Source organism: Streptomyces sp. NPDC003034 (assembly GCF_053591375.1).
This window is the reverse complement of the sequence record NZ_JBSFTS010000043.1, coordinates 17,293-30,726: the sequence shown is the minus strand read 5'-3', so window position 1 is coordinate 30,726 and position 13,434 is coordinate 17,293. Positions and strand designations below refer to the sequence as shown.

The following is a 13,434-nucleotide window of genomic DNA, read 5'->3' as shown; positions in this document are numbered from 1 at the left end:
GCTATTCCGATGGGGGGGGGGCCCCCCCCCGCTTCAACCACGCGCACCCCCCCCGCCGGGGACAGCCCCCAGCGCCGGGCTGAAACGCGTACCGCGGGGACGAAGGGGCGCCACCAGGCGCCGGTCGCGCTGACGACCGCTCGGGCGTGCCAGGCGCCGCGGTCGCTCCGCACGCGCAGGTGCTCGCCGTCACGGTGGACGCCCGTCACGCGCACGGGCCGCTCGACCGGCAGCTCGTAGCGCTGCTCGTAGTCGGTGAGGTACGCGACCACGTGCGCGGCGTCCGGATAGAGCTCGCCGCCTTGCCGGGCCATGAGCCGGCCGGGCAGGGAGGAGTAGGCGGCCGGGGAGAAGAGGCGGAGCGAGTCCCAGGTGTGCGGCCAGGCTCCGCCCGGGCCCGCCTGGGCGTCGAGGATGACGCACTCGACGCCCAGCCGGCGCAGGTGGTAGCCGGCGGCGAGCCCGGACTGCCCGCCGCCGATCACCACCACGTCGGTGCGCCGCGTCATGAGGAGAGCGGCCGCGCCGTGAACCTCTTGCGCCACGCGAGTGACACGTACACGAGCGCGACCAGGACGGGGACCTCGATGAGCGGGCCGACGACACCGGAGAGCGCCTGACCGGAGGTCACACCGAAGGTGGCGATGGCGACGGCGATGGCCAGTTCGAAGTTGTTGCCGGCCGCGGTGAAGGCGAGGGTGGTGGTGCGGTCGTAGTTCAGGCCGATGGCCTTGCCGAGGGCGAAGGCGCCGAACCAGGTGACCGCGAAGTACACGAGGAGCGGCAGCGCGATCCGGGCCACGTCCAGCGGCTGGGAGGTGATCGCCCTCCCCTGGAGGGCGAAGAGGATGACGATGGTGAAGAGCAGGCCGTAAAGGGCCCAGGGGCCGATCTTCGGCAGGAAGGCGGCCTCGTACTCCTCGCGGCCGAGCCTCTTCTCGCCGAGGCGGCGGGTGAGGAAGCCGGCGACGAGCGGGATGCCGAGGAAGATGACGACGTTGAGCGCGATCTTCCACATGGAGATGTCGAGCCGTTCGCCGTCTCCGAGGCCGAGCCAGCCCGGCAGCAGGTCGAGGTAGAACCATCCCAGCACGCCGAAGGCGATGACCTGGAAGACCGAGTTGAGGGCCACCAGCACCGCGGCGGCCTCGCGGTCGCCGCAGGCGAGGTCGTTCCAGATGATGACCATGGCGATGCAGCGGGCCAGGCCGACGATGATCAGGCCGGTGCGGTACTCGGGCAGGTCCGCCAGGAAGATCCAGGCGAGCGCGAACATGAGGGCGGGTGCCAGCACCCAGTTGACGACCAGTGAGGAGATCATCAGCTTGCGGTCACCGGTGACCGTGTCGAGGCTGTCGTAGCGCACCTTGGCGAGGACCGGGTACATCATGATCAGCAGGCCGGCCGCGATGGGCAGGGACACCCCGCCGATCTCGACGGCGGCCAGCGCGTCGTTCAGGCTGGGGATCAGGCGGCCGAGTCCGAGTCCGAGGGCCATGGCTAGCAGGATCCAGACCGCGAGGAAGCGGTCGAGGGTGGAGAGCTTCGCGACGACCGAGGAGTCCTCGGCGGCAGCGGGAGCTTGGGTGGGGGTCACGGACAGGCCCTCTTGTTCTCGGCAGCGGTACGAGCGGACGCGGCGAGGTCGGCGAACTGGCCGGCGAGCTGGGCGATGACGTCCGGACGCAGCTTGTAGTACGTGAAGCGGCCGCATGGTTCGGTCTCCACGACACCGGCCTCGCGCAGCACCCTCAGATGGTTCGAGAGGTTGGTCTGCTTGGCGCCGGTCTCTTCCACGAGGTGCGTGGTGCACAGGGTCTCGCGGGCGAGCAGGGTCACGATCCGAAGCCTGAGGGGGTCTGCCAGGACTCGGATCAGTTCAGTGTCGACTGACGTCATCATGGGCTGATATTGTCACATCAGCGGTGGGTGATGCCACCGGCTGCTGATGTCAGCGGCATCTGATCCGTGCGAGACAAGAGAGACCTCTGATGTCGGACAAGCCCTCCGTGCTCTTCGTCTGTGTCCACAACGCCGGCCGCTCCCAGATGGCCGCCGCGTGGCTGCGCCACCTGGCCGGGGACCGTGTCGAGGTCCGCTCCGCGGGCTCGGCCCCCGCCGACTCGGTGAACCCGGCCGCCGTCGAGGCCATGCGCGAGGTCGGCATCGACATCTCCGCCCAGACGCCCAAGATCCTCACCGTCGACGCGGTCAAGGCCTCCGACGTGTGCATCACCATGGGGTGCGGCGACACCTGCCCCGTCTTCCCGGGCAAGCGCTACCTCGACTGGACGCTCGAAGACCCGGCCGGCCAGGGCGTGGAATCCGTACGCCCGATCCGCGACGCGATCAAAAAGCTGGTGGAGGACCTGATCGCGGACATCACCCCGCGCTCATAGGAAGCCCGCCGCCGGACCGTGCGGAGCGCAGTCCTCCGCGCGGCCGCCTGGCGCCACCGCCTCAGGCCGAGCACTGGATCGTCACCGCCTCACGCCGTTCGCCGGATCGCCACCATCGCGGCGTCGTCGCCCAGGGTGTTCCCGGCCGCGTGCCCGAGCAAGTCCTCGCACAGGCGGTTCAGGAGGTCGCGCGGCTTCATGCCCGACCAGGCGGCCACCCGGTCCGCGAGCGGATAGAAGGTCCCGGTCGCATCGCGGGCCTCCAGAACACCGTCCGTGTACAGGAGCAGCACGTCACCGGGCTCGAAGGCGAAGGGCTGCGCCGCGAGCGTGGACGCCACCAGCCCGGCCAGCCCCAGGGGAGGCGCCGGATGGTCCACCGCGAGCGGGACGGCCCGGCCGGCGCGGACCAGCAGCGGCGCCGGATGGCCGCAGCTCACGAGGTGGAGCACCGGCGCCCGGTCGGGGATGTCCAGGACGGCCGCGGTGATGAACCTCTCGCTCCGGTCCTCCGTCTCGTCCAGGTCCGGGGCGACCGCCCCCTCCAGGTACGCCACCAGTTCCGGCAGCCCGGCCTCCTGGTGGGCGGCCGCCCGGAAGGCACCGAGGACGAGGGCGGCGTCACTGACGGCCTCCAGGCCCTTGCCCCGCACGTCACCGATGATCAGCCTGGCCCCCGTGGCCGTACGCGTGGCGGCGTACAGATCGCCGCCGATCTGCGCCTCGGCGGCCGCGGCCAGATAGACCGAGGAGACCTCCAGCGGACCGATCCGGTCGCGCAGCGGTCGCAGGACCACCTGCTGAGCGGTCTCGGCCACCGAACGCAGCTGGACCAGCTCCTTCTCGTGCATTTCGCGCAGGTGGGCGAAGAGCGTCACGAACACCGAGATCATGATCAGGGCGATGATCTGGAAGGTGTGGTTCAGGTCCGTCAGGCTGGTACGCGCCATCGCGACCACCGCCTGGGCCAGTACGGCGACCAGTCCGACGAATCCCGTCATCCGGGGCCCGGCGAACGAAGCGGTGACAGCCGGGGCGGCGACCAGGAACGGGCCGAGGTGCACCTCCGGCGGCGCCAGGATGTCGACCACCGTCACCAGGGTGATGAGCCCGAAGGGAACGGCCAGTTGCGCGTGGCGCACCCGGCGGGACTGCGGACGACGCGTGCGGGGAGGCCGGAGATCCATCCCTCCTGCATACACCGCGACCGGGTCACGAGCCTTCGCGCCCGGCCGTGGACGCGGCCACCGTTGACGCCCCGGCTGCCAGCGCCGCGGCCGTCGGCCCTGCAAGCCGGCCGCCGCGGGCCGCGCCCGGCCCGTCGTGGCCCGGACCAGGCGTAATTGAGTACCGGGCGCCCCCTCCCGCACCTGAGAATGGACCATCTCGAACGGGGGAGGAACCCATGAGCCAGGACCACCTGACTCTCCATGACCTGATGCCCGCACAGCAGCTGGCGGACTCGATCGACGCCGGGTACGTCACCCGCAAGTCCCACCCCGAACTGCCGCTGTCCCTCTACACCTACACGCGGACCGCACAGTACGAGCAGGTATGGAACCAGGTCACCACGCGCTGCCGCGGACTCGTCGCCGACGACTCCACCGGCGTCGTCGTCGCCCTGCCGCTGCCGAAGTTCTTCAACGTCGGCGAGCACGCATCGGGCCGGCCGTACGCGCCGGCCCTGCCCGACGAGCCCTTCGAGGTGTACGAGAAGGTCGACGGCAGCCTCGCCGTGGTCTTCCACTACGCCGGCCGCTGGCGGGTCGCCTCCAAGGGCTCCTTCACCAGCACCCAGGCGACCTGGGCGCAGCGCCGCCTCGACGGCAGGGACACCGCCGCACTGCGCCCGGGCGTCACCTACCTCGCCGAGATCCTCTACCCGCAGAACCGTATCGTCGTCGACTACGGCGAGCGCCGGGACCTCGTCCTGCTCGCGGCCTTCGGCCCGGACGGTACGGAGGTCCCGCTCGCCGAGGCCGCCCCCCACTGGCAGGGCATCGGCTCCGTCGTCACCGTGTGGCCGGCCATGCCGATCGACGAGCTGATCGCCCTGACCGAGTCCAACACCATGCCGGGCGGCCGGAGCGCGACGGGCACCGACGCCGAGGGCTTCGTCCTGCGGTTCGCCTCCGGCGTGCGTGCGAAGGCCAAGCTGTCGGAGTACGTACGGCTCCACAAGGTCCTCACCGGCGTCACCGAGCGGGACATCTGGCGCAGCCACGGCATCCAGCGGTTCGCCGCACTCCCCGCCCGGCAGCTCGCCCAGGGCCTCGGCTGTACGGTCGGGGACATCGAGGCCTCGGGAGGCAAGCCGCTCGACGCGCTGCTGGAGCAGGTGCCGGACGAGTTCGACACCTGGGTGCGCGAGGTCGTCGCCCGGATCGAGGACGAGGCCGCGCGGCGCGAAAGCGCCATCGACGAGGCGTTCCGGGGGCTCGCCCACCTGGCCGACGACCGCGCCGCCTTCGCACGCGCCGCGAAGGAACTGAACGACCGCTGGATCCGCGCCGCGATGTTCCTGCGGCTGGACGGGCGAACGACCGAGCTCGTCACCTGGCGGGCCGTCCGGCCGGAAGCGGCCGACCCCTTCACCACCGATGAGGAGAACTGAGCCGTGTCCGAAGTCCCCGTATCCCCCGCACTTCCGGTGGTACACGTCATGACGGGATTGCCGGCCTCGGGCAAGACCACCGCCGCGCGCGCCCTCCAGGCCGCGTCGCAGGGCCGCATGCGCCGCGTCAACCTTGACGACCTGCGGGCGATGCTGGACGTGCCCGTGCCCGTGCCCGTGCCCGTGTCCGCGCCGACGTCCGATTCCGTGTCCCCGCCGACGTCCGATTCCGTGTCCGCGCCCGAGCGCGGTCGCTCGTACCGGCACGAGCAGACCGTACTGGCCATCCAGGACGCGGCGGTGCGGGCTGCCGTCGACGGCGGTTTCGACGTGGTCGTGGACAACACGCACCTCACCTCCCACATCCCCAAGCGCCTCAAGGCCGCGGTCGCCGGGCTCGCCACCTTCGTCGTGCACGACTTCACCGACGTGCCCGTCGAGGAGTGCCTGCGTCGCGACGCCGCGCGGGAGCGTCCCGTCGGCGAGGAGGTCATCCGCATCCTCGCCCAGAAGCACGCCAACGCCAGGAAGGGCGGCTGGCGGCTCAGCGCGCAGTGGCTGAACGACCAGCCGCCCGTGGCGGCGTACGTCCCGGATCCGGCGCTGCCGACGGCGGTGATGTGCGATATCGACGGCACGCTCGCGCTGACCGGCGACCGGGGGCCGTACGACTTCTCGCGCTGCGAGCTGGACTTGCTCAACGAGTCGGTGCGGCACGCGCTGGACGCGTTCCGGCGGGCCGACGGTGACGTGATCGTGCTGCTGTCGGGGCGCGGTGAGGAGCACCGCCCGCAGACGGAGGCCTGGCTGCGGCGCCACGACGTGCCGTACGACGAGCTGTGGATGCGCGCGGCGGGCGACACGCGCCGCGACGACATCGTGAAGGCGGAGCTGTTCGACACGCATGTGCGCCACCGGTACGCGGTACGGGTCTCGCTGGATGACCGGGACCGCGTGGTCGCGATCTGGCGCCGGATGGGCCTGCCGACCTGGCAGGTCAACTACGGCGACTTCTAGCGGCTGCCGCTGCTGTGCCGCCGCCCGCTGGCACCGCTCGCACCCGCCCGGATCCGTCCACAGCGCCCATAATGGTGCGATGAGTGTGCTGATCGTGGATGCCGCGAACGTCGTCGGCTCCGTGCCGGACGGCTGGTGGCGGGACCGGCGGGGAGCGGCCGAGCGGCTGCGCGACCGGCTGGCGGAGCGGGAGGCCGGCGCGCAGGAGGAGATCGTCCTCGTGGTGGAAGGCGCCGCCCGGGGTGTGGAGTCGGTACCCGGGGTACGGGTGGACTCCGCGCCGGGGAGCGGTGACGACCGGATCGTGGAGCTCGCCGCGGCGTTCGCGGAGCGCGGCTGCGTCGTGGTCACCGCCGACCGCGAACTGCGCGAACGGGTCCGGGCGTACGGGGTGGAGTGCGTCGGGCCGCGCACCGTACGCCCGGCGGCGGACTGACCGGGCCGGCATCGGGCGTACCGCACGCGGCCCGACGCCGGCCCGGTCAGGTCAGGTCACATCCGGTCAGGTCAGCGGCAGTACCGCACGGGGGAGAGGTTCTTGACGTAGCGGGCGGCGACCCAGCCCTCATCGATGCTGTCCTCGCCGTCCAGGCGGTACCAGAGGCTGTTGCCGCCGACCCGCTCGCCGTGCTTCTTGCACTCGATCACGACCTCCTCGTTCGGCTGCGCCTGGCCGAAGACGTAGGAGTGCGTGTTCGGGTGCTCGCGGATGTTGAGCGGTCCGCGCGAGACGATCTCGCCCGTGGCGAACCGCGGGTTGGGATAGACCTCGTCGAGCCCCCCGGACGAGGGCCCGTCGACGATCTTCCGCGAGGGGGTGTCGGCGACCGGATCGGCGTCCGCGACGGCGGCGCCCGCCCCGAGCAGGCCGAGCGCCAGGCTCCCGGCGGCGAGAGCGAGGATGGTCCTGGTGGGCTTCAGCATGAGCCGGCTCCTCTACGAAGGCATCCGCCCGGCCGCGGCGCACGGCGCGGGTGGCAACCACGCGGTTGCCAGGGACGACTATGGCGAGGCCGGGGCACTGAGACCGGGTGACGCACCGCCGCTTAGCCCGATATGCCCAATCCGCGACATGGCAGGGGTGGGGAACCGGCACGACCTGCGCCGCGAACCCGGCCTCGGCTACCGGTCGTAGAACCCTCACGGGATCGCGAGCCGGCAGGCAGACTGGGTGCCGTGACGACACTGAACAAAGGCGCCAACCTTCCGGTCGTGGCAACCGTCGTGCAGGCCGTCCTCGGATGGTCGCCCGGCCCCGGCGTACCGGACGTGGACGCGTCCGCCCTGCTCCTGACAGGGGGCGGACGGGTCCGCTCCGATGCCGACTTCGTCTTCTACAACCAGCCCCGGCACGCGTCGGGAGCCGTGCGCCACATCGGCAAACAGCACGGCACCGACACCATCGCGCTCGACCTGGGCGCGGTGGAACCGGAGATCGAGCGCGTGGCGCTGTGCGCGTCGGCGGACGGCGGCACCTTCGGGCAGGTGCCGGGCCTGCACCTGCGGCTGCTCGACGCGGTGTCCGGGGCCGAGCTGGCCCGCTTCGACATGGCGGCGGGCGCGGAGACCGCGTACGTGAGCGGCGAGCTCTACCGGCGGGCGGGCGCGTGGAAGTTCCGGGCCGTCGGGCAGGGGTACGCGAGCGGGCTGGCCGGCCTGGCGACGGACTTCGGCATCAGCGTGGACGAAGAGCCGCCCCCGGCCGCCGCGGCTGCGGGGCACTCGGCGTACGCGCCGCCTCCGGCTGCCACCACCCCGCCCACCCCGCCCACCCCCGCGGTCGCAACCGCCGCATCCGCCCCGTCCGGCCCATCCGCTCCTGGCCCCGGGGGGTCCACCGCCCGGATGACCAAGGGCGAGGAGCAACTGCCCGCCGACATGCGCGAACGCCTCTCGCTGCGCAAGGAACAGGTCGCGGTCAGCCTGAGCAAGCAGGGCGTCACGGCCCTGACCGTCCGGGTCATCCTGGTCCTGGACGCCTCCGGCTCGATGACGAACCACTACGCACGCGGCACCGTGGCGGGCGTCGCCGAACGGATGGCCGCCGTCGCCGCGCAGCTCGACGGGGACGGCCAGATGCAGGCCTGGACCTTCGCCTCCCGCCCGGCGCGCCTGCCCGACCTGGTGATCGGTGAACTGCCCGAGTGGCTGCGCCTGCACGTGCGCTGTGGACAGTTCAGCCTGTTCGGCCGCAAGAAGCCGCCCAAGGGTCTGCTGCCGGGCCAGATCGACATGCGTACGGTGGGCATCGGCAACGAGGAGCGAAGGTCATCGCAGAGGTCCGGGCGTTCGTGCGGCAACACCCGGTACCGGAACCGACGCTGGTGCTGTTCTTCTCCGACGGCGGGGTGTACCGCAATGACGAGATCGAGCGGGAGCTGCGCGCGGCGGTCGAGGAACCGGTGTTCTGGCAGTTCATCGGCCTGGGCCAGGCCCAGTACGGCGTGCTGGAGCGCTTCGACACCCTGCCCGGGAGGAGGGTGGACAACGTCGGCTTCTTCGCCGTGGACGACATCGAGCGGATCTCCGATCCGGAACTGTACGACCGGCTCCTGTCCGAGTTCCCGTCCTGGGTACGGGCCGCCCGCCAAGCAGGCATCCTGCGCTGAAGGGAAGAACCATGAGCGACGGCGAGTCCGCGAGTCACGGCCGGTCCGCGAGCGACGCCGAGTCCGCGAGTCACGGCCGGTCCGCGAGCGACGCCGAGTCCGCGCGAGAGGTGTTCGACCAGCTGGGGGAGCGCTATGAGACCGCCTTCGGGCGGCTTCCGGGACAGCTCGCCGCCCTCGACTGGCTGACGGCCCGACTGGCCCCGGGCGCCCGGGTGCTGGACGTGGGCAGCGGTACCGGCCGGCCCACCGCCGAGACGCTGGCCCGGGCCGGGTGCGAGGTGACGGGCATCGACGTCTCGGCCCGGATGGTGGACCTCGCGCGGGCCCGGGTGCCGCAGGCCCGTTTCGAACAGGCCGACGTGAGGACCTACACCCCGGCGGAGCGCGGCTTCGACGCGGTCTGCGCCTTCTTCCCCCTGCTGGTGATGGACCAGCCGGAGGTGGCGGCGGCACTGGACCGGATGGCTTCCTGGGTGGCGCCCGGGGGATACCTCGTCATGGCCACGGTGCCGGGCGACATCCACCGCCTCGACATCGAGTGGATGGGACACAAGGTCACCGTCAGCAGCCTGTCCGAGGAGGAGCACCTCGCACGGCTGGCCGCGCAGGGGCTGGAGGTGCTGCACCACCACACGGCGCTCTTCCAACCCGACGACGAGCTGGCCGGGCCCGAGGAGCACTTCTTCTGCCATGCGTACCGGCCTGTCGCCGCCCCGGTGAAGTAGCGCTGCCCGTAGGGCGGTTGGAGCCGCACCGCGTCAACGTCCCGTACCCCGTACCGGCGGCTGCGCGCGGGGCGGCCGGCGGGGCGGCGGGGCGGGACGGAAAGTTTTTCCGGATCGGCGGCAACCCCGGGGAGGGTCGCGCGTCGTGCGGGGTGAAGGGCGTGGTTCCGCGCCCTCGACCCGACCCTGGAGCATCCCGTGAAGAACCTGAAGCGCGTCCCCCGGCCCGCCTGCCGGTCAGCCGTCACCGCGGCCGTCACCGCGGCGGCCGCCGGGGTACTCGTCGCTCTCAACGGGCCGGCCTTCGCCGCCGCGCCCGCGCCCGCCCCGGCGGCCAGCACCCCGGCCGCCGCCCCGAGCCAGCCCGCTTCCCCGACCCCGGCCAAGCCGAGCGCGGTCCCGAGCGCCGCTCCGAGCACGCTGCCCAGCGCCTCTCCCAGCGCCTCTGCCAGCACCGCTCCCAGTGCGGCCCCGAGTGCGGAGCCGACCCGGGGGCCGGGCTCCGGGCCGCTGCCCTCCGCTTCGCCCGCCGGACCCGAACTCGCGGATACTGGCTCCTCCGAGACCACCACCGGGCTGGCGGCCGGCGCCGCCGTACTCATCGCCACGGGTGCGGGGGCCCTGTACACCGTGCGGCGCCGCTCCAACGGCTGAGGAACCCGTGCTCCACCTCGTACCATCCGCCGGCCCCGCCGTACCCGTCCTCGACCGGGCCCGGCGGGGCCTGTGGTCGTTGCTGCGGCGCGACCGCTCCGCCCCGCCGGCCTCCGCACGGCCGTACGGGACCCCGTACACCTACGACCACGACCGGACGGGCGGCGGCCACGCCTCCGGCCACGGCGATCCGCGGCCGCCGGCGCCGCCCACCCTCACCGAGCTCTACCACGCGCACCGCCTGCGCATGGTCCGGCTGGCGGTACTGCTCGTCGACGACCTGGCCACCGCCGAGGACGTGGTCCAGGACGCCTTCACGGCCCTGTATCGCCGCCACGGGGAGCACATCACGGAGGTCGACAACGCCCTGGGCTACCTGCGCACGGCCGTCGTCAACACCTCGCGCTCCGTGCTGCGCCGCAGACGGACCGCGCGCGCGTGGACACCGCCCCCGCAGGTCGACGTACCGTCCGCGGAGGCGGCCGTCGTCCTGGACGAGGCGCATCGCGAGGTGCTGGCCGCTCTCGCCGGGCTGAGCCCGCGGCGACGGCAGGTCCTCGTGCTGCGGTACTGGGCGGACCTCACGGAGGCGGAGATCGCGACCACCCTCGGCATCAGCCGGGGAGCGGTCAAGTCGAACGCGAGCCGTGGCCTGGACGCACTGGAACGGATTCTGGAGGGACGGATATGACGCGTACGACGCCCGACGGCGAGCGCCCCGTCGAGCGGCGGCTGCGGCAGGCCCTCGACGCGCGTGCGGCCGGTGTCGACCTCCGCCGGCTGCGCCCCGCCGACCCGCCGGGACCGCGTACGCGACGGCACCCCTCGGCGTGGCTGTCGCTGCGGAGCTTCACCCTGCCCCTGGCGGGACTGGCCGCCGCGGCGGCCGCCCTGGTGGGTTACCTGGTGCTCGCCCCGCAGTCCATCCCGGTCCGGCCGGTGCCGCCCGCCTCACCGCCGGAACTCCCGACTCCGGCTCCCGTACCGACGCCCGGATCCGCCCAGGCGAGCCCGTCGTGGCCGCCGACGTCCGGACCCAGCTCCTCCGGGCCTCCCCGGACGGTCCCCACCCCGCCCGTCCCGACCGCGCCCGTCCCCACCCCGCCCTGGCACTCGCCGTCGGCCAGGCCGTCGCCCTCGGGGGCGGCCCTGCCCTCCGGGGCAAGGTCGACGGCCCCGTCGTCGTTCGCCCCGTCCTCGCTGTCCCCGCCGTCACGGTCCCCGTCCACCCGGCCGGAGGTCTCGCCGTCGCCCGGTTCCTAGGTCCTGTCCGGGCGGTCTTCGTGGATCAGGCCGCGTTGTCTGGTGCGGTGCATCGCAAGGCGGAGGGGCGCAGCTCGTACGTGGCCGTACTCGCGCGCTCCGAGCCCCTCCCAGCAGTAGCTGGGGGAGAGGCGCCGTGCCGGGCAGCGCGGGCCCGCGGAGATCGCCCGGACAGGGCCTGGGCGTGCCTGGCAGTCCCCGTGCGGACGGCACGGTCACGGGGCGGGAGCCGTGTTCTCCACCGCCGCGACGAGGGCGGCCAGTTCCGGGGTGCGGGCGGCCTCGTCCAGCGCCTCGCGCAGGGCGGCGTCGTTCGTGGGCCGGGCCCCCTTCAGCAGGGCCAGCCCGGCCTCGCTGACGTCGGTGTAAATGCCCCGCCGGTCGGTGTCGCAGATGTAGCGCTTGAGCAACCCGCGGTCCTCCAGCCTGCTGACGAGGCGGGTCGTCGCGCTCTGGCTGAGTACCACCGAGTCGGCGACCTGGTGCATCCGCAGGTGTCCGCCGGGGCCGCTGTGCTGGCGGCTGAGGACATCGAGCAGCGAGTACTCACGCACGCTGAGCCCGTGTGCCGACTGGAGCGCCCGTTCGATGTGGGCCTCGATCCGGCCGTGCAGCAGGGAGAGGGCGCACCAGCCCTGGGAGCGGGCGGTGAGTGCGCTGTCCGTGGCCGTCATGGGCTCCTCCTGCGATCCGTCCGGTACCTGCACCCCCAGGATAGGTCAACCACGCAATTGCCCGCGCTTGCAAATAATCGGCGTCTGCAATTAATGTGGGCGCACGAAAGCAGCGACAGCAATGGTGTCGGCCGCCCACCAGGGCCACGAGCCGCATGTCGCGTCGCGCATCGGCCGGCCGGCCCCGTACCCAGCGCCGTCGGCACAGCACCTCTCCTGAAGGGCAACTCCCCCTCATGCCTCTCGCACTCCTCGCCCTCGCCATCGGGGCCTTCGGGATCGGCACCACCGAATTCGTGATCATGGGCCTCCTCCCCGAGGTCGCCGGCGACTACGGCGTCTCGATCCCCACGGCGGGCTTCCTGGTCACCGGCTACGCCCTCGGCGTCGTGCTCGGCGCCCCGCTGATGACCGTCCTCGGCACCCGTGTCCCGCGCAAGCGCATGCTCATGCTGCTCATGGGCCTGTTCGTCGTGGGCAATGTCGTCTCCGCGCTCGCTCCCGCCTTCGGCGTGATGCTCACCGGGCGCGTCGTCGCCTCCCTCGCCCACGGCGCCTTCTTCGGCATCGGCTCGGTCGTCGCGGCCGAGCTCGTCGCGCCCGAGAAGAAGGCCGGCGCCATCGCCACGATGTTCACCGGCCTGACGGTGGCCAACGTGGTCGGGGTCCCGCTCGGCACCTTCGTCGGGCAGACTTTCGGCTGGCGCGTCACCTTCCTGATCGTGGCCGCGCTCGGCGTGCTCGGCCTGCTCGGCATCGCCAGACTGGTGCCCGAACTGCCCCGGCCCGGGGGCGTACGGATCCGCCACGAGCTGGCCGCCTTCCGCAACGTCCAGGTGCTGCTCGCCATGGCGATGACCGTCCTCGGCTTCGGCGGCGTCTTCGCCGCGATCACCTACATCACGCCGATGATGACCAACGTCGCCGACTTCGCCGACACCTCCGTCACCTGGCTGCTCGTGCTCTTCGGTCTAGGCATGGTCGCAGGCAACCTCATCGGTGGCCGGCTCGCCGACCGCGCGCTGATGCCGATGCTGTACGTCTCCCTGGGCGCGCTCGCCGTCACGCTGGCCCTCTTTACCTTCACGGCCCACAGCAAGACCGGGTCCGCCGTCACCATCGTGCTCATCGGCGCCCTCGGCTTCGCGACCGTGCCACCCCTCCAGAAGAGGGTCCTCGACCAAGCCGCGGCTGCCCCCACGCTGGCCTCCGCCGTCAACATCGGCGCCTTCAACCTCGGCAACGCCCTGGCGGCCTGGCTGGGCGGCATCGTCATCGCCGCCGGGCTCGGTTGGACCGCACCGAACTGGGTGGGCGCGGCCCTCGCCGCCTCCGCCCTCGCGCTCGCCCTCCTCTCCGGCCTGCTGGAGCGCCGTACGGGGGCCCGGCCGGGCGGCAGCCGCGTCGTCGCGGCCGCGGTGCCCGCCGCCGCCGTCCCCGCCCGCCACTGACCCGGCGCACGGCCCGAAAACCGAG

Annotated in this window: 15 protein-coding genes and 1 pseudogene; 9 read left to right on the top strand and 7 right to left on the bottom strand. The window is 72.6% G+C overall.

The window, feature by feature from the left end:
• The 3 genes from ACWDX7_RS27555 to ACWDX7_RS27545 form a co-directional block, all read right to left on the bottom strand.
• The coding region (locus ACWDX7_RS27555; protein WP_451751951.1) for an FAD-dependent oxidoreductase at positions 1-509 on the bottom strand (509 nt) is incomplete at its 3' end.
• A complete protein-coding gene (arsB, locus tag ACWDX7_RS27550; protein WP_451492039.1) occupies positions 506-1,597 on the bottom strand; it encodes an ACR3 family arsenite efflux transporter in 1,092 nt (363 codons plus the stop codon). The genes arsB and ACWDX7_RS27555, both read right to left, overlap by 4 nt.
• Positions 1,594-1,902, bottom strand: coding sequence for an ArsR/SmtB family transcription factor (locus ACWDX7_RS27545; RefSeq protein WP_451492038.1), 309 nt, complete (start codon positions 1,900-1,902; stop codon positions 1,594-1,596). Before ACWDX7_RS27545 ends, arsB begins: the two co-directional genes overlap by 4 nt.
• Before the next feature lie 89 nt (positions 1,903-1,991).
• On the opposite strand from ACWDX7_RS27545, the gene ACWDX7_RS27540 reads away from it, so the two are divergent.
• A complete protein-coding gene (locus ACWDX7_RS27540) occupies positions 1,992-2,399 on the top strand; it encodes an arsenate reductase ArsC (RefSeq protein WP_451492037.1) in 408 nt (135 codons plus the stop codon).
• Between the two features lie 89 nt (positions 2,400-2,488).
• Here ACWDX7_RS27540 and ACWDX7_RS27535 read toward each other — a convergent pair whose 3' ends face one another.
• Positions 2,489-3,586: a PP2C family protein-serine/threonine phosphatase gene (locus ACWDX7_RS27535; protein ID WP_451492036.1), complete on the bottom strand. Its 1,098-nt coding sequence runs from the start codon at positions 3,584-3,586 to the stop codon at positions 2,489-2,491.
• Positions 3,587-3,804: 218 nt separating this feature from the next.
• Here ACWDX7_RS27535 and ACWDX7_RS27530 point away from each other — a divergent pair, with 218 nt between their 5' ends.
• The 3 genes from ACWDX7_RS27530 (at position 3,805) to ACWDX7_RS27520 (ending at position 6,466) form a co-directional block, all read left to right on the top strand.
• Entirely contained in the window at positions 3,805-5,013 is a 1,209-nt protein-coding gene (locus ACWDX7_RS27530) for an RNA ligase (RefSeq protein ID WP_451492035.1), read from the top strand.
• Positions 5,014-5,016: 3 nt separating this feature from the next.
• A complete protein-coding gene (locus tag ACWDX7_RS27525; RefSeq protein WP_451492034.1) occupies positions 5,017-6,030 on the top strand; it encodes a phosphatase domain-containing protein in 1,014 nt (337 codons plus the stop codon).
• Positions 6,031-6,109: 79 nt separating this feature from the next.
• Positions 6,110-6,466 (top strand): NTP pyrophosphohydrolase, encoded by a 357-nt coding sequence (locus tag ACWDX7_RS27520; RefSeq protein WP_451492033.1) that lies wholly within the window; start codon positions 6,110-6,112, stop codon positions 6,464-6,466.
• Positions 6,467-6,537: 71 nt separating this feature from the next.
• Here ACWDX7_RS27520 and ACWDX7_RS27515 read toward each other — a convergent pair whose 3' ends face one another.
• A complete protein-coding gene (locus tag ACWDX7_RS27515) occupies positions 6,538-6,954 on the bottom strand; it encodes an SH3 domain-containing protein (protein ID WP_451492032.1) in 417 nt (138 codons plus the stop codon).
• A 252-nt stretch (positions 6,955-7,206) separates the two neighbouring features.
• On the opposite strand from ACWDX7_RS27515, the pseudogene ACWDX7_RS27510 reads away from it, so the two are divergent.
• The 4 genes and pseudogenes from ACWDX7_RS27510 (at position 7,207) to ACWDX7_RS27495 (ending at position 10,712) form a co-directional block, all read left to right on the top strand.
• A pseudogene (locus ACWDX7_RS27510) lies at positions 7,207-8,639 on the top strand (VWA domain-containing protein).
• A gap of 11 nt (positions 8,640-8,650) precedes the next feature.
• Positions 8,651-9,367, top strand: a complete 717-nt coding sequence (locus ACWDX7_RS27505; protein WP_451492031.1) for a class I SAM-dependent methyltransferase — start codon at positions 8,651-8,653, stop codon at positions 9,365-9,367.
• A gap of 198 nt (positions 9,368-9,565) precedes the next feature.
• On the top strand, positions 9,566-10,021 hold the full coding sequence (locus ACWDX7_RS27500) for an LAETG motif-containing sortase-dependent surface protein (protein ID WP_451492030.1): 456 nt from the start codon (positions 9,566-9,568) through the stop codon (positions 10,019-10,021).
• A gap of 7 nt (positions 10,022-10,028) precedes the next feature.
• Positions 10,029-10,712: an RNA polymerase sigma factor gene (locus tag ACWDX7_RS27495; RefSeq protein WP_451492029.1), complete on the top strand. Its 684-nt coding sequence runs from the start codon at positions 10,029-10,031 to the stop codon at positions 10,710-10,712.
• A gap of 208 nt (positions 10,713-10,920) precedes the next feature.
• On the opposite strand, the gene ACWDX7_RS27490 is transcribed toward ACWDX7_RS27495, so the two are convergent.
• Positions 10,921-11,250, bottom strand: a complete 330-nt coding sequence (locus ACWDX7_RS27490; RefSeq protein ID WP_451492028.1) for a hypothetical protein — start codon at positions 11,248-11,250, stop codon at positions 10,921-10,923.
• A gap of 249 nt (positions 11,251-11,499) precedes the next feature.
• Complete coding sequence (locus ACWDX7_RS27485; RefSeq protein WP_451492027.1) at positions 11,500-11,958, bottom strand: MarR family winged helix-turn-helix transcriptional regulator; 459 nt, start codon at positions 11,956-11,958, stop codon at positions 11,500-11,502.
• Between the two features lie 236 nt (positions 11,959-12,194).
• Here ACWDX7_RS27485 and ACWDX7_RS27480 point away from each other — a divergent pair, with 236 nt between their 5' ends.
• Positions 12,195-13,409: an MFS transporter gene (locus tag ACWDX7_RS27480; protein WP_451492026.1), complete on the top strand. Its 1,215-nt coding sequence runs from the start codon at positions 12,195-12,197 to the stop codon at positions 13,407-13,409.
• Positions 13,410-13,434 lie beyond the last annotated feature (25 nt).